General features: G+C 77.7%; 9 protein-coding genes. 1 reads left to right on the forward strand and 8 read right to left on the reverse strand.

Going from position 1 to position 15,290, the window contains the following annotated elements; all coding sequences use genetic code 11:
- Nucleotides 1-131: 131 nt before the first annotated feature.
- Nucleotides 132-542, reverse strand: a complete 411-nt coding sequence (locus tag ACIPW5_RS16480; protein ID WP_401245185.1) for a rodlin — start codon at nt 540-542, stop codon at nt 132-134.
- Between the two features lie 150 nt (nt 543-692).
- On the opposite strand from ACIPW5_RS16480, the gene ACIPW5_RS16485 reads away from it, so the two are divergent.
- Nucleotides 693-1,238, forward strand: coding sequence for a GNAT family N-acetyltransferase (locus tag ACIPW5_RS16485; RefSeq protein ID WP_401245187.1), 546 nt, complete (start codon nt 693-695; stop codon nt 1,236-1,238).
- A 29-nt stretch (nt 1,239-1,267) separates the two neighbouring features.
- Here ACIPW5_RS16485 and ACIPW5_RS16490 read toward each other — a convergent pair whose 3' ends face one another.
- From ACIPW5_RS16490 to ACIPW5_RS16520, 7 genes are all read right to left on the reverse strand, one after another.
- A complete protein-coding gene (locus tag ACIPW5_RS16490) occupies nt 1,268-1,552 on the reverse strand; it encodes a hypothetical protein (RefSeq protein WP_401245189.1) in 285 nt (94 codons plus the stop codon).
- Nucleotides 1,549-2,304 (reverse strand): DUF1524 domain-containing protein, encoded by a 756-nt coding sequence (locus ACIPW5_RS16495; RefSeq protein WP_401245191.1) that lies wholly within the window; start codon nt 2,302-2,304, stop codon nt 1,549-1,551. Before ACIPW5_RS16495 ends, ACIPW5_RS16490 begins: the two co-directional genes overlap by 4 nt.
- 208 nt (nt 2,305-2,512) lie before the next feature.
- The gene (locus ACIPW5_RS16500) at nt 2,513-4,420 is read right to left on the reverse strand and encodes a hypothetical protein (RefSeq protein ID WP_401245193.1); all 1,908 of its coding nucleotides are present in this window, start codon (nt 4,418-4,420) and stop codon (nt 2,513-2,515) included.
- Complete coding sequence (locus tag ACIPW5_RS16505) at nt 4,417-8,070, reverse strand: DUF5682 family protein (RefSeq protein WP_401245368.1); 3,654 nt, start codon at nt 8,068-8,070, stop codon at nt 4,417-4,419. Before ACIPW5_RS16505 ends, ACIPW5_RS16500 begins: the two co-directional genes overlap by 4 nt.
- A gap of 32 nt (nt 8,071-8,102) precedes the next feature.
- Nucleotides 8,103-9,257 carry an AAA family ATPase gene (locus ACIPW5_RS16510; RefSeq protein ID WP_401245195.1) on the reverse strand — a complete coding sequence of 385 codons (1,155 nt, stop codon included), beginning with the start codon at nt 9,255-9,257 and terminating at the stop codon, nt 8,103-8,105.
- A gap of 118 nt (nt 9,258-9,375) precedes the next feature.
- Nucleotides 9,376-14,337 carry a DNA-binding protein gene (locus ACIPW5_RS16515; RefSeq protein WP_401245197.1) on the reverse strand — a complete coding sequence of 1,654 codons (4,962 nt, stop codon included), beginning with the start codon at nt 14,335-14,337 and terminating at the stop codon, nt 9,376-9,378.
- A complete protein-coding gene (locus ACIPW5_RS16520; RefSeq protein ID WP_401245199.1) occupies nt 14,334-15,194 on the reverse strand; it encodes a DUF4132 domain-containing protein in 861 nt (286 codons plus the stop codon). Before ACIPW5_RS16520 ends, ACIPW5_RS16515 begins: the two co-directional genes overlap by 4 nt.
- Nucleotides 15,195-15,290: the final 96 nt, after the last annotated feature.

Genomic DNA, 15,290 nt, shown 5'->3' on the forward strand with positions numbered 1-15,290 from the left:
CCCCTCCCCGACGCCCTCCCTAACTGGTGTCGGCACCTGTAACGTTCTACACAATTGCGTTTGCCTGGGGGGCCGGCGCCCCCGGGGGGGGGGGGGGGGCGGGCCCCCCCCCCCGCTCCGGTGCCGCTGGGTCAGCTGCCGGCCGAGAGGTTGCCGGACAGGACCGGGATGTTCTCGGCGATGTGCGAGAGGGTCTCGTCGCCCTTGGCCTGGGTGGAGTTCTCGGCGCACTGCTGGTTCTGCGGGTTGGAGGCGATCGGGATGTCCTGGACGCCGACGTTGACCAGGGCCAGCACCGACTGGACGTTGACCTTGGCCGGCAGGCCGACGCAGAGCTTGTTCAGCGAGCCCTGGACCGCGCTGAGCTGCGGGCTCATCTTGCCGGAGCTCTCCTGGTTGCCGTAGATCTGGTCGGCGTTGTTGCCGTTGACCGTGTTGATCCCGTTGTCGTTGCCGATGGCCATCGCCGGGGAGGCCACGAGGGCGCCCGTCCCGAGGACGGAGGCGGTGACGGCGGCGGTGGCCATGAACTTCTTGAGCATCGTGTGGATCCTTCTGTCGCATGTGGCTGTCCCCGGCGGGACGATCTGACCAACTGCCGCCCGCCCCGGTGGTTATCACCGGTCACCCGTGCGGCCCAATGCATCCATGCGACCGCCGGTCCGCGCCCCCGCGGGTGCACCCTTCTGTGCATGACGGACGAACCGATGCCGGAGCTCTCCCAGATCACCGAACCCCGCGGGGTCACCACCGGACTCCGCGCCGAACTGATCGACTGCTGGACCGCGGTCACCAACTCCGGCGGCGCCGCCGGGTTCCCCTTCCCCCCGGTCCGGGACGAGGACGTCGCACCGGCCGCCGACCGGATCATCGGCCGCCTCCACCCCCGCGGCAGCCGGCTCCTCCTCGCACGGGCCGGGGGCGCGCTGGCGGGCTGGGTGGTCCTCGACCGCGACCCCCACCGCCTCGTGGGCCACTGGGGGACGGTGCACCACCTCCAGACCCGCCCGGGACTGCGCGGCCGCGGGATCGGCTCCGCGCTCATGCGCGAGCTGCGCAGGGCCGCCCGGGACGAACTGGGCCTCGAACAGCTCCACCTCGCGGCACGCGGCGGCGAGGGACTGGAGGGGTTCTACGGGCGCCTCGGCTGGCGCGAGGTCGGACGCTGGCCCGGAGCCCTGCGGCTGGCGCCCGAGGACACCCGGGACGAGGTCCTGATGCTCCTCGCCCCCCTCTGAACCCCGGACGCCGCACGCGTGACGCCCGGTCAGGCGTCCGGGGGAGGGGCCACGGCGCCGCCCCCGGCGCGGATCGCGCGCAGCGCGGCCGCGTGGAGGGCGGCGGGGTCGCCGTGCGCCACGGGGCTGCCCGTGAGCGTGTACCACTCGTCCGCGTCCGTGTACTGGACGTCGAAGCGGACCTTGCCGTCCGCCCCGCCGGTGGTGCGCAGCGTGAGCGGGCCCGTGATGACGCCGACCTCGTCGGTCATGGCGCCGCCGGGACCCGCGAGGACCTCGTCCTGCCACGGGCGGGGGGCTCCGGGAGCGGTCATGAGGCGCAGGTGTCGATCATGGTGGTGAGCATGGCCCTCTCGGCGTCGGTGACGGTCAGTCCGTAGTGGGACTTCACGGTGGTCCAGGCGCGCCCGTACTGGCACCAGCTCGACCTGTCCGTCGGCTGCCACAGGTCGGGGCTCTGGTCCCCCTTGGAGCGGTTGGACGCGGCCGAGACCGCCAGCAGCTGCGGACGCGTCAGGTCGTTGGCGAAGGCCTTGCGCTTCGCCGCGTCCCACCCGGCGGCGCCGGACCGCCAGGCCTCGGCCAGCGGCACCATGTGGTCGATGTCCAGCTTGCCGGCCTCGTTCAGCACGACCCCGTCGTACAGGCTCTTCCAGGTGCCCGACAGGGCCCGGCACTCGGAGTCCTGGGTGACGTCCGCCCCGTCGCGCTTCAGGACCGTCTCGCGGGTGTCGCACTTGTTGCCCTGCTCGGCCCAGTGCGTGAACTTGTCCCGGCTGTACCCGGCCATCGTGCCGGGCTTGCCGGTGGCCAGCCCGGCGAGCTGGGTCCGGGCGACGGCCGCGCTCACCATCCCCGGCAGCACGTCCCCGGAGGCCGGCTTGGCGTCGCCGGCGGACGGCGGAGCGGAGGGTGCGGTGGCCGAGGCCTGCGCGGAGGGACTCGCACCGGCCGGCTTCCCCGCCGGTTTGCCGTCCCCGGAACTCCCCGAGCCCCCGCACCCGCTCACGCCGAGCAGCAGCGCCACGGCCACCGCCCCGCCGCGTACACCTGTGTGACGATTCATGACCCCACCCCGGACGAGACGCTCCGCGAACTGACCCGGGAAGACTACCCATAACCGGACATCCAACCACGCACCGGGCCCGCCTTCGGGAGCGGATCCGGATCAACCGGACAACGGTGCAGGTCAGTTGGCGAGTCGACCGGCGGGTCACCCTCCCCGTCACGCCGGCGTCCGCCGGAGCCGGGAGGGCGACCCGCCCCCGGACAGGTCAGGCCCAGGAGGCGGCGACCAGGGAGCGGTGGGCGGCCTCGAGGTGGGCGGACGCCGCCAGCCAGGCCCAGGCGTAGCCCTCGGACGAGGCCTCGGTGAGCCGGCCGAAGGGGTCGCGGGGGCGGCGCGCGGCCTCCGCCACGAGTGCGCCGGCCAGGTCGGCCGCCGTCCCGAAACCGGCCCGGCGCAGCGGTCCGTACGCCGCGAGCGGCTCCGGACCCCGGCCGGTCTCCGCCACCGCCCGCCGGCCGCCGGCCACGCCCGTCTCCAGCAGCCGGCGCACCCGCCACAGCGGCGAGTCGGCCACCGCGTCCGGACCCGGCTCGCCGACGGCCGCCGGCCCGGCGGGGGACCCGCCGTCCGGGAAGTGGCTGCCCTGGAGCCGGTCGTAGCCCAGGTCCGCCCGGTCGCGCCACTCCGGCGGCAGCCGCAGCGTGTACGCCGCCCCGGGCACCGGCCCCACCGCGAGCGGACTCAGGGTGGCGGCCCGGTCCGGGTCGGGGCGGCCCAGGACGCGCACCGCCAGCCCCGGACACCCGGCCAGGCGCCTCAGGTTGGCGGTGTGCGCCAGCTCCGGGTGCGGATGCGCCGGGCGCAGCCGCAGCAGCGGCGCGTCCGCGCGCGCCTCCCGCACCAGCAGGTGCTCGCCGGCCGCGCCGACCACCTCGACGTCGCAGCCCAGCAGCCCCGGTTCGGCGTCCTGCGCCAGCAGTTCCCGTACGGCCTCGGCCGCCGGACGGGCGAACAGCGCGGCCAGCGGCTCCTCGTCCCAGGCCGCGCCCGGCGCGGGCACCGCCCGCACGCCGCGGCCGGCGCCGAGCCGCCCGTCCGCGGAGACCGTGGCCCCGGTGATGCGCAGGCCCCCGCGCGCCAGCCCGGCGTGATCGAGGACGGCCCCGCCCAGGGCCACGGAGGCCGCTCCCGCACCCCGGGCGCGGGCCAGACCGCCGGGGCGGACGTCCGACAGCGTGTAGCGGCCGCCGTCCGCGCCCAGCAGGTGGGTGACCACGCCGCCGTAGCCGGTCGCGCTCAGCACGGGCTCCCGGCACAGGCCGTGGACGCGCAGGCTGCCGCCGGCACCGTAGGCGCGCCTGCCGCCCCCGGTCAGTCCCGGACCGCCCGATCCGGACGCCAGCAGCGCGGCGGTGCGCAGCAGTTCGGAGAAGGCGGCGGCCAGGTCGGTGAGCCGCTGGCCGGCGCGGCGCTCCCGCGCGGCCCGCAGTCCCCGCACCACGCGCAGCGCGGCCGCCTCCGCGCGCGGCAGCCCGGCGAGCCGTGCGGTGTGCGCGGCGCGCAGCAGTTCGGCCTGGACCACCGCGCCCCCGGCGACGACCCCCGCGGCCAGGGCCTCGGCAGACACGGCCCACAGCGCGGCCCCGGCCCGGACCTGGGCCGGGGTCGGCGGTGCGTCCGCCCCCGCGTCCTCGGGGTCCGGACCGGTACCGGTACCGGCGCGGCCCGCCGGGGCCCCGGCGCCGGACGCGGTGCCGCCGGCGTCCGGCCCGGAACCCGGCGGTGTACCCGGGCCGGTGGCAGGTGCCGGGGCGTCCGCGTCGGGGTGCGTGCCCGCGTCCGGTCCGGCGCCGGCCGGGGCCCCGGCCGGCGGCACGGTCTCGGGTTCGGCCAGCGGAGCGGCCCCCAGGACGGCCGCCCGGTGCAGGCAGCGCGGCGCCAGCAGGCAGCCGCAGACCGCCTGCCCGGGTTCGGTGACCGCCCCCGACGGCCCCGGCCGCAGGGTGACCACCGCGTCCTCACCGAAGCGGAAGGTGACCGCCCCGTCCGCGCCGGCCCCCTCCGGGCAGCCCTCGATCGCGGCGTCCAGCTTCTTGCGCAGCCGGGCGCTCAGGTTCTCCACCGCGTCCGCGACCACCTCGGCGGTGACGGGCGGCAACAGCGGGCTGGTCATCGGGGCTCCCCACGGAGTCGGTCGCCCACCCAGCGGGCGAGGGCGAGAGGGCTGAGCGCGGCCACCGGCATCCCGGCGGCGACGAGCTGCCGCGCGACCGGCACCGAGTACCGGGGTGCGCCCGAGTCGTCGAGCGCGGCGCAGCCCAGCAGGTGGGCGCCGGACGCGGCCAGCGCCCGCACCTCGGCGAGCAGGCCCCCGACGGGGCCGCCCTCCTCGAAGTCGCTGACCACGACGACCAGCGTCCGGCTCGGCACCGTGATCAGGCTCCGGGCGTGCGCCAGGCCCGCGGCGATGTGCGTACCGCCGCCGACCCGGACCTCCAGCAGCAGCGAGAGGGGGTCCTCGACGCGGCCGCTGAGGTCCACCACCTCGGTGGAGAAGGCGAGGAAGTGCGTGGACAGGGTCGGCACCCCGCCCAGCACGGCCGCCGTCAGCGCCGCCCAGACCACGGACGCCTCCATCGAGCCGGAGACGTCCACCACCAGGACCAGCCGCCAGTCCGCCTCCTTCGACGCCCGCGTGCTGAACACCGGACGCTCCGGGACCACCACCACCCGGCCGTCGTCGAGGCGCCGGGTGTGCGCCAGGTTGGCCCGCAGGGTGCGCGCCAGGTCGAGCGGGCCGCCCGGCCGGCGGGTCGGGCGCGGGGTGGCCACGCCCGAGAGGGCCGGGCGCAGCCGGGTGGCCAGCTCCCGGGACAGCTCGTCGACGAGCCGGCGCACCAGTGGCCGCAGCCGGGCCAGGTGGGCCTCGGACATGCCGCCGGCCAGCGAGAGCACCGAGGTCAGCAGTTCCACGGAGGGCCGCACCGCCGCCGGGTCGAGCTGGGCCAGCACGTCGGTGCGGCCCGCCCCCGCCGCGTCGGCGAGCACCTCCTCGCGCACGTCGGCGCCGAACAGGGACTCCAGTTCCGCCGACCACTCCCGGGCCGTCGGGAAGGAGGCCTCGTCCCCGCCGCCCGAGCCGGGCCGGCCCACGTCCGCGGAGCCCTCCCCGCGCCCGGCGCCGTACAGCTCGTCCAGCGCGCGGGCGTAGGGCCGGGCGCCGGCCGGGAGCCGGTCGCGCTGGCGGCCCAGCAGCAGCCGCCACCGGTCGGCGGGCGCCAGCCGCCGCTCCTGCGCCGGCCGGGCGGGGAGCACGGTCGCCGCCGCGTCGGCGGGACCCGGTACGCCGGCCGCGTCCGGCGGGCCACCGGGCAGCGGCAGTTCCTTCAGTGCGGCCAGCCCGGCCGCGTCGGCGGCCGCCCACAGGGCGAGCAGCGCGGGCGGCGCGTCCAGCGCGAGGTCGACGCGGTCGCCGAGCCGCTCGGTGACCACGTCGAGCAGCCGCTCCCGGGCGGCCGGGGCCAGCACGTCGAACCCGGCCCGCAGCGCGGGCAGCCGCTCCAGGAACGCCGCGTCGGACAGCGAGTCCACCCGGTCCAGCAGCGGGGTGAGGGCGGCCGGGGAGGCGCCCAGCAGCGGCCCGGCGGCGGTGAGCAGCCCGGCGAGGCGGCGGGCCGTCGCGCGCCGCCCCTCCGGGGTGGCCGCCCCGTCCACCCAGGCGGCGGCGCGGGAGCCCAGCGACTCCGCGGGATCCAGGTCGAGCAGCACCCGTACGGCCAGCGCCGCACCCCGCATCAGGGGGCCGGCCCCGGTGGCGAGTTCGGTGAGGGCGGCGTCCATGCGCAGCCCCAGCCGGCGGGCGGCGGCCCGGTCGGCGAGGGCCACCAGGGCGCCCGCGTCCGCGGGGTCGTCGCTGCCGGCGAGGCCGGGCAGGGACCGCAGGGCCGCGTCGAGCAGCTCGCCGGCCAGTTCCCCGGCGGCGGCCCGCGCCCCGTCCCCGGCACCGGGCAGGTGGCCGCGGCGCAGCCCCTCCAGCAGGTCCACGGCCTCCAGGAGTTCCGGCACGCCGGCGGTGTCCGGCAGGACGGCCGCCATCTCCTCCAGTCGTACGCCGACCAGTTCGGGCAGGTCGCAGCGCGCGGCCGCGTCGAGCCCGGCCAGCACCTGGGCCGCCGTCGGGCCGCCTTCGGCCGCCTGGCGGCGCGCGGTGTCGCGCAGCGTCCCGGCGGCCGCCTGGGCGGCGGTGACGCCGCGGACCCCCGCCAGGTCGAGGCGGGCCGGGACCGACGGGGTCCACGACAGCCGCCACTTGCTCCCCAGGGCGGTTCCGTCACCGGTGGCCGCCGTGGCCAGGGGCTCCCCGTAGGAGGCCCCGCAGACCAGCAGCCGCCGCAGCAGCACCTCCCGGCGTCCGTCGAGCTCGGAGCGCAGCGGGTCCAGGCGGACCTCGCGCGGCTCCGGATCCCCGGGACACGGCAGCCGCAGCGCGGCCAGCTCCGCCTCCACGGAGGGGCCGAGTCCGGAGCGCGGGGCGTGCGGGGTGGTCCGGCCGCGGCCCGTGCCGACGAACACGGCCTCCAGGGCGCGGGCCAGCGCCCGCCCCCGGCCCAGGGGTTCGCCCTGCCCGAACACCGTGGTGACGGCCTCCAGCAGCTCGCCCCGGCCGGGGGCGGGCAGCCCCCGCAGCGCCGCCAGGTCGCAGGCCAGCCGCAGGGTCTCGGCGGCCTCCCCGGTGCCGGCCGTGTGCCCGGCGCGGCGCAGCTCCCGGCACAGCCGGGTGAGGGCGGCCGCGGCCGCCTCCCGCAGCCGTCCGGGGTCCCCGCCCGCCTCGAACACGGCCTGCTGCCACAGCGGGTCCCGGATCCCGGCGGGGTAGCCGGAACGCGAGTCGAGCAGGTCGTACGAGTACGCCACGAACGAGGTGACGGCACCACCGGCCCCGGCCTCCGCACCCGCGCCACCGGCCCCGGGACCGGCTTGCGCACCGGGACCGGCCGTGCCGGTGGCCCCGGCACCGGTACCCGGACCGGCCTCCGTCCCAGGCCCGGCCGAGTCGGCGGCCCCGGCACCCGTTCCGGACTCTGCCGGAGCGTCACCGTCCGGGCCCGTGGCACCCGCGGCACCCGCGGCACCGGCGGCACCGGCGGACGCCGTGAGCGCCGGGGCGTGGAAGGCGCCGATCACGGCGGCCACCCGGCGTCCCGCGAAGCGCGCGAGCACGCCCCGCATGTGGGACTCCCGCGCCAGGTCCACCGCCGCCACCGCGCCCGCGTCGGCCCGCAGCGCCCAGCCGACGCCGAGCGCGGCGCGGCGTACGGCCTCGGGCGAACACCCCGGGGCCAGGACCTCGACGGCCCGGTCCCACAGGTCGTCGCCCTCGCGCCCGGTCCCCGACGCGGCGAGCGCACCGGCGTAGGACGGGCCGCCCGACGGGCCGGGGGCGTCCGGCGCGGCCTCCGGCGTCCAGCCCCGGTCGGACAGCGGCAGGTCGCAGCACACGATGTCCACGCCCCGGTCACGGGCCCAGCGGACCGCCGCCAGCTCGGGGGAGAAGTCCGCGAACGGGTAGAAGGCGAGCCGCCCTTCGGCGCCCAGGCCCGCCAGGGCGACCGGCGCGACGGTCTCCGGATCGGCCAGGTGCGGCAGCCACGGCTGGAACTCGGCCGGCAGCTCCACGCACACGACCTCGGGGTCCGCCGCGTCCAGCAGCGCGGGGACCACCGCGGCCAGCGCGGGACTGTGGTGGCGCACCCCCAGCAGGTACGGGGCGCGGCAGGCGGCCAGCTCCTCCACCGCCGCCCTCGGTTCGGCGACGGGCGGCACCCCCGTCGCCACCGCCGACACCGCCGACGCCGTCAACGCAGGCTCCCGCGCAGGTCCCACAGCCGGCGCCACATCGCCGAACCGTCCTCGGCGCGGCGGCGGACCGGGCCGTCCCAGTAGCCCAGCAGCCGCCCGTGGTCGGCCCGGTCGTCCTTGCGCACGACACCCAGCAGGTGCCCCGGCAGCAGGTCCAGCACGTCACCGGCCGGCAGGTACGCGGCGGAGACCCCGAGGGAGGCCGCCACCTGCACGGCCTCGGCGGTGGACATGACCGTACCGGGCCGCTCCACGTCCCAGCCCTCGGCGCTGCGCCCCGAGCGCAGGTCCCGGAAGACGGTGACGAGCGCGTCGAGGACGGAGTCGTCGACCCCGAAGGCGGCGCCCGCGCGCTCCACGGCGGCGACCGCCTGCCGACGGATCAGCGCGGTCTCGGCGTCCGGGTCGGCGATCGGGCCGACGGTCTCGAAGTTGAAGCGCCGCTTGAGGGCGGCGGACATCTCCGAGACGCCCCGGTCGCGCAGGTTGGCGGTGGCGATGACCGTGAAGCCGGGGGCGGCCGAGACCACCGCGTCCTCGGTGGCGGTCAGTTCGGGCACGCTGACCCGCCGGTCGGACAGGATCGACACGAGCGCGTCCTGCACCTCGGGCAGGCAGCGGGTGATCTCCTCGACCCGGGCCACCCGGCCCGTCCGCATCGCGGAGAGCACGGGGGAGTCGACCAGGGCCTGCGAGGTGGGGCCCTGGGCGAGGAGCAGCGCGTAGTTCCAGCCGTACCGGAAGGCGTCCTCGGTGGTGCCCGCGGTGCCCTGGACGGTGAGTTCGCTCGTGCCGCACACGGCGGCCGACAGCAGCTCGGACAGCATCGACTTGGCGGTGCCGGGTTCACCGGTGAGCAGCAGCCCGCGCTCGCCGGCCAGGGTCACCACGCAGCGTTCCACCAGGGCGCGTTCGCCGACGAACTTCGGTGCGATCACCAGCTTCGCCGGCAGTCCGGCACGGCGCTTGGGCAGGGACAGCTCCTCGCCCGCGCTGCCGCACACGAAGGTCACCACCGCGCGCGGGGTGAGCGCCCAGCCGGGCGGGCGGGGGCCGGTGTCCTGGGCGGCGAGGAAGGCGAGTTCGGCGGCGTACCGCTCCTCGGCGGGCATCGCCTGCCGGGCGGGGGCGGTCTGTTCGGTGGCGGTCATCGGGTATCGGTTCCTCTGGGTTCGGAAGTACGGGGGAAGGGGCGGGCGGGGCCCGGTGGGGGCGCGGCAGCCGCTGCCGCGCGCCCCCACCGGCTCCGCCCGCCGGAGGGAGGGAGGGTCAGCGCCGGCGGGCGCCGGTGCGCTTGACCTTCAGCTCCTCGAAGCGCGGCACGTCGCCCTCGCGGACCCGCGCCCAGGCCCGGCGGTACAGGTCCGCGGCCGGCTCGGCGGGCACCAGCACGCCCAGCGCCGGGCGGCCCCCCGCGGCCAGGGCGTACAGGGGCAGCTTCCACGACTCGACCGGCAGGACCGGCGAGGCGGGCTCGGACCAGCCGCCCGGCAGGAACAGGGAGCGTCCCGCGCGGGCCCGGACGGCCGTCACCACCAGCTCGGTGGAGGCCAGTTCGGCGCGGGCGGCCTTCATCCGGGCCGGCTTCCAGCCCGTCCAGCGCGCCGTGTTGCGGTCGGTGGGGTCGGGCATCGCCAGCAGCGCCAGGTACAGAGCGGCCGCGTCGGCGCCCAGCCCGTGGGCCCCGGACACCTCCGCCACCAGCTCGGGCACGCTGCGCGACGGGTCCTGCGGCCACCAGGTCCCCTCCTTGTCGAGGCCGCCCGCGACGGGCTCCCCGGGGTCGGCGAGCAGCGCGGCGAACGCCGGGTCCTGGACCAGGCGCAGCGCCGTCTCGGCGGCGGAGGGCTGCTGCCCTTCGCCGCGCAGCAGCGGCAGGTACGGGTCGGAGCCGGTCGAGTCCAGCAGCGCCGGGCGCACCGCGGGCCGGGGCTGCGCGTCGTGCGTGGCCAGCACCACCGCGCCGTACCGCTCGTAGCCCTCGCCGGTCTCGGTGGGGGTGCCCGCGGCCTCGCGGAACTCGGGCAGCCGGATGTAGTGCCCGACGCTGAGCAGCAGTCCGGGCGCGGCGAGCCGCTGCCGCAGCGCGGTCAGCGCGGGCGGCAGGACCGCCCGTACCGGGTGTCCGGCGGGCAGCCGGTGCGCGAGCCAGGCCGTCAGGGCGGCGGCCCCCGTGAGCACCCCCTCGTCGAAGGGCCGTTCCACCGGGACGGCGGGCTCCACGTGATCGCCCTTGACGGTCCACTCGACGTCGGCGGTCAGCACCTCGGACGCCGCCGCGTCCAGCAGCTCGGGCAGTGCCCGCTGCGGGACCCAGCCGGTGCGCACGTCCTTGGCGGCCTCGGCGAGCAGCCACTCGGGCACGGGCGTACGCCGGCCCACGCGCTCGTTCCACACCCGTGCCGCGGCGGCCGCGTCCGGGCCGTCCGTCCACAGCCGGGCCGGTTCGGCCGGCAGCAGCGCCGCGACCAGGGCCCGCCGGACCTCCAGGCCGAGCTCCTTCAGGTCGTCGCGGGCGTGCACGGCCTCGCCGGCCTTCAGCCGGAGCGTGTCGCGCAGCCCGGCGGGCAGGAAGGAGCGCTCGTAGGAGTCCAGGTACGGCAGCCCCGCGAGGACCATCCGGGCCCCGGCGGAGGAGACCCCGGTGAGCCGCGCGAACTCCTCGGCGGCCTCCGGGAACCAGGGCGCCGGGCCGCGCTCGGCCGCCTCCTTCAGGAAGGCTGCGGCCCAGTCCGCGCCGCGTCCGCGGTCCCCGGCCGGTTCGGCCGTCCCGGCCAGGGTGTAGGGGGCGGGCACGGCGAAGGCGCCCGCAGGGTCGTGCAGCAGCGCGTCGAACTCACGGGCCTTCGGGAACTCCCTGGTCTGCTCGTTGAGGGCGAGCAGGGCGCCGCCGCCGAGCGGGAGCACGGCGCGGTGCCGGCCGCCCCGGCCGCGCTCGCGGCCGTCGGCCCCCAGCAGGTGGGCGGTGTCGATCCGCACCCGGACGCGCCGCCACCGCTCGGCCGACGCGGCGGCCGAGGCCAGGCCCAGGGCGTCCACCTCGGCGAGCAGCCGCAGCAGTGCGGCCCGCTCCTCCTCGGTGGTCTCCCCGGTGACGACGGCGCGGTAGGCGACCGCGGCGGGGGCGTCCAGGAACAGTCCGGCCCAGGGGAAGGAGGAGTGGGCGATCTTCGGGCTGTCCACGTGCAGCAGGCCGGGGACCGCCTCGGCCGCGGTGAAGGCCACGCCCGCCGACAGGGAGCGCAGCAGGCGGAACGTCCCGTCGGCCTCCCCGCCGAAGTGGCGGTGGTACGGGGTGCCCGTCAGCCCGTGCAGCGCGCGGTCGACGAGCTGGTCGGCCGGGCCCTTCCGGACCGGGTCCTTCGGCCGCTCCGGGCCCGGCTTCAGCGCCTGCGCCACCTTCTGCAGGGCCTTGCGCTGGGTCAGCGCCGAGCGGAGGGTGTCGGCCACCCCGCCGAGCAGCGCGGGCGCGGTGACGCCGGGCAGGGACGCGGCGACCAGTGCGGGCAGGTCGGTGCGCTTCTCCAGCTCCGCGGCGGAGGCCAGCAGGGCCCCGGCGGCCCGCCCGTCCATCGCGCGCAGCACCCGGGAGCCCTCGGCGTCGCGGGGCCGCAGGCAGTACCAGTAGGACAGCTTGGGGAGTTCGGTGTGACCGGTCCAGAAGAGGCCGCCGTTGTGGTCGGAGGTGACCCGGCAGGTGACGGCGCCCTCGGGGTCGGTGAGGGACAGCGTCCGCCAGTCCTGGGAGACGGCGCGCGGCCGGTCGTCACCGGGGAAGGCGACGGCCGCGCGCGGCAGCGGGCCGCCGTCGCGCACGGTGACGGAGCGTCCGGTGTTGTCGGAGCCGTGCCAGCCCTCGCCCCGGGCGTACACGACGCGCCAGCCGAGCAGCCCGTCCACCGGCGCGCCCAGCACGGAGCCCTCGACGACGGGCGTCGGCCGCAGCCAGTTCTGGCCGACGTGGTCGTTCAGGACACTGCCGGCCGGGTGGCCGTCCAGGGCGTCGGCGAGGAAGCCGGGCAGGGAGCGCCGCCCCACCGCGCCGGAGGCCGGGTCGTACTCGGCCCAGCCCCAGTCGCCCGGCCGGCCGCCCTGGTCCCACACCCAGTACGAGGTCCCGTCGGTGATGACGGCCTGCTCGGCGGGCAGCCGGCTGTCGCCCGCGTGCAGCGGGGCCGCGCCGCCGGTGGTGCGGCCGCCGCCGGGCAGCGCGAGGGTCACGTGCTCGGAGCGCACCGACCAGTAGGTGGCGCCGGAGTCCAGGGTGAGGACCTCGTCGGGGGCGCTCAGCCAGTAGCCCTGGACGGGGCCGTCGTAGGAGGCCCAGAAGACGAGGAGGTCCCCGTCGGTGTAGTGGAAGCCGTGGTTGTGCCGGTCGCCCGGCGGGACCCGCAGGTCGTGGGTGAGCACGGTGGAATCGGGGCCGATGACCCGGACCTGCGTGGAGTTGCCGACGATGAGGTACGGCCAGGCGTCCATCACGGTCAGCCGGGTGCGGCCCCGGCCGGGCGACAGCTCGGTGACGGCCTCCTCCCAGGCCGGCCAGACCAGTTCCTCGAACAGGCCGCCCCGCAGGGTGCGGGCCAGGATCTCGCCCAGGTCGACGGCCGCGGCCCGGGACACCTCCTCGGGAGCCAGGGCCAGCGCCTCGGACGGCAGCCAGGTGAGCCGGCGCAGCGCCTCGGGGAGCTCCGGCAGCGCCGCCGCCGTGGACTCGCCGGCCACCCGGCGGACCCATTCGGCCACCAGCGGGGCGCTGCCGGGGGTCCCGGCGAGGTGGCGCACCGTCCCGCGGTCGGACGACATGTGGGTGTTGAAGCGGTCCAGGGTGCGGAAGAAGGCCGGCCGCATCCGCTCGTCCGCGCACAGCGCCCGCAGGTCGCGCCGTCCCTCCGAACGGGCCCAGTCGTCCAGGCCCAGCACCTGGTTCGACCCGGGTTCGGCGACGGTCAGGCCGGACGAGAGCAGCAGGTCGAGCAGGTTCACGTCCTGGAGGCCCAGTCGCAGGCCGTCCTCCCGGCCCGGCAGGGCGAGTTCGGCGCGCAGCACGCCGGTGCAGCGTTCGACCAGGGGGAGCAGTGCCGGGAGCGGCGGCGGGGTGCCCCAGCCGGTGTGCCGGGCGGTGTGGAAGCGCTCCAGCCAGCCCGCGGTGCCGTCGGGGCTGCGCTCCTCGGCGGGCAGGTCCGCGTCGGTGAGCCCGGCGGTGGCGCCGGACTCCTCGAGCACCTCCAGCCAGAGGGCGGCCAGTTCCCCGGCGTCGCCGCCGCCGGAGGGGGTGATGCCGAGCAGGGTCCCGCGGACCGCGGGCACGCGCAGGGCGAGGGCGACGAGGGCCGTGCGGTGGGCCTTCCACCAGCCGGCCGCGGCGCGCAGGGTGGCGGGCAGCGGCAGCAGCTCGGCGAGGTAGTCCTGCTCGGCCGTGTTGCCGGTCAGCCCGGCCGCGCGCGCCAGCCGGCGCAGCTCGACGGCGGCCTGTGCGGAGGGCGCCAGCCCGCCCGCGGTGCGGCGCACGCACAGCCGGCGGAACCGCTCGAAGGCCTGCTCGGGGGAGACCCGCTGGGCCAGCTCCTTGCCGTAGCCGGTGAGCACCTTCACCGGCAGGGCCCCGGCCAGCGCGAACTCCAGGAAGACGGCGTCGAGCCGGTCCTCGTCGACGGCCAGCCCGTAGCGGGCCTCGCTGGTGCGGGCCCGGCCGAAGAGCTGCGCCGCGTAGGTGGTGTTCTCGACGGCGAGGAAGACGCGCGCGGCCTGCTCGTAGAAGACGGGCAGGAAGTGCGGGACGGCGGCCGCGAGCCGGTCGGCCAGCTCGGTGCAGGCGTCGAGGGCGGCCTTGGGCTTGGTCTTGGCCTGCCGGGCCAGCCGGTCCAGTTCGGGGACCACGGCCAGCGCGTGGTGCCCGTCCTCGGGGTGGTGCACCAGCACCCACTCGGGGAAGCCGAGCGCCTGGCGCCGGCCGAGGCCGACCACCGGCGGTTCGCCGTCCGGTACGAGGCCCAGGAAGCCGGCGGCGAGGTCCTCGGCGGCGCCGAGTTCGGCCGCGGCGAGGCGGACCACGACGCGCCCGTCCCCGAGCGCCGGGTGGCGGTACGCCCGCGCGGTGAGGGGGACGGCGGAGGAGCCCGCCCCGGTGGTGCCGGCGGGCAGCACGGCGCCCGCCGCGAGCAGTTCGGCGGCACCGCCGGGGGTCCGCCCGGCCGCGCCCGTCGTGTCGGTGGTGTCGGTGGTGCTCACGCTTCGTCCCCGCCCTCTTCGATCCTGCGCCCGGCGTACAGCGCCGCGGCCATCCGCATGCCCTCGGACCAGGCCACCGGTCCGACCTCGCCGAGGCGTACCGCCCGGCCCTCCCCGTCGTGCCAGTTCAGCGCCCCGGTGGCGGTCTCGTCGTCCCAGTACGGCTCGCCGATCCACACGGCGGCCTCCACGGCCCGGCCCGCGTCGCGCACCTTGCAGGTGGCGTAGCCGCCGGAGACCCGGTAGCCGAGGCCCGTGGCGCGGGCGGCGAGGCCGAACCGGGTCGGGAACACCCCGCCCGCGTAGTCGCGCACCTCGGTCGCGGCCGGCTCCAGGTCCGCGGGCTTCGCCCAGGTGGCCCGGTGGATCTGCTCGACCCGCTGGGTGATGTCCAGATCGGCGGCGAACTCCCGTACGTCCTCCAGGTCGGGCAGCAGCACCGGGTGCGGCAGGGTCACCGTGCGCGGGGAGAGGCGTACGGTCTCGCCGTCGAGGTTGACCACCTTCAGCTCGCCCGTGGCGGTGGCGTCGCGCAGGAAGCCCACCTCGTCGGGGTCGCTGTCGGGGACGACCGCGAGGTCGCGCAGCGCGGCCTGCCAGGCCTCGTCGGGCCAGACCCGGGCGAGGAGTTCGGTCGGCACCGGCAGCGAGGACACCATCCAGGTGTCCACCTGGGCCACGCAGGCCGCCTGGTGCCGCTCCAGCCACTCGGCGAGCCGGCGCAGCCGGTCCACCTCGGGGTGGTCGCGCAGTGCCTTGGGCAGCGCCTTCAACTGCCGCCCCTCGGGCCGCCGTACCGCGACCTTCCCCTCCACGAGGGAGATCTCGTACCCCTCGTCCAACGCCAGCCAACCCATCAGCGCGCGCCCCTCCGCCTGTCCGAAAATGGTCTTGCGCAGCCCGGAACAAGGCGCGGGCGCCCTGCTGAGCTGCGGTATGCGGGGAGACTAGCG

Origin of the sequence: Streptomyces sp. NPDC090077 (assembly GCF_044747545.1) — a bacterium.
Taxonomy (GTDB): domain Bacteria; phylum Actinomycetota; class Actinomycetes; order Streptomycetales; family Streptomycetaceae; genus Streptomyces.

What these genes read in the sequence shown, in the direction of transcription:
- ACIPW5_RS16510 (WP_401245195.1), bottom strand. Translation starts at nt 9,257, where the DNA reads ATGACCGCCACCGAACAGACCGCCCCCGCCCGGCAGGCGATGCCCGCC.
- ACIPW5_RS16520 (WP_401245199.1), bottom strand. Translation starts at nt 15,194, where the DNA reads ATGGGTTGGCTGGCGTTGGACGAGGGGTACGAGATCTCCCTCGTGGAG.
- ACIPW5_RS16480 (WP_401245185.1), bottom strand. Translation starts at nt 542, where the DNA reads ATGCTCAAGAAGTTCATGGCCACCGCCGCCGTCACCGCCTCCGTCCTC.
- ACIPW5_RS16495 (WP_401245191.1), bottom strand. Translation starts at nt 2,304, where the DNA reads ATGAATCGTCACACAGGTGTACGCGGCGGGGCGGTGGCCGTGGCGCTG.
- ACIPW5_RS16500 (WP_401245193.1), bottom strand. Translation starts at nt 4,420, where the DNA reads ATGACCAGCCCGCTGTTGCCGCCCGTCACCGCCGAGGTGGTCGCGGAC.
- ACIPW5_RS16490 (WP_401245189.1), bottom strand. Translation starts at nt 1,552, where the DNA reads ATGACCGCTCCCGGAGCCCCCCGCCCGTGGCAGGACGAGGTCCTCGCG.
- ACIPW5_RS16485 (WP_401245187.1), top strand. Translation starts at nt 693, where the DNA reads ATGACGGACGAACCGATGCCGGAGCTCTCCCAGATCACCGAACCCCGC.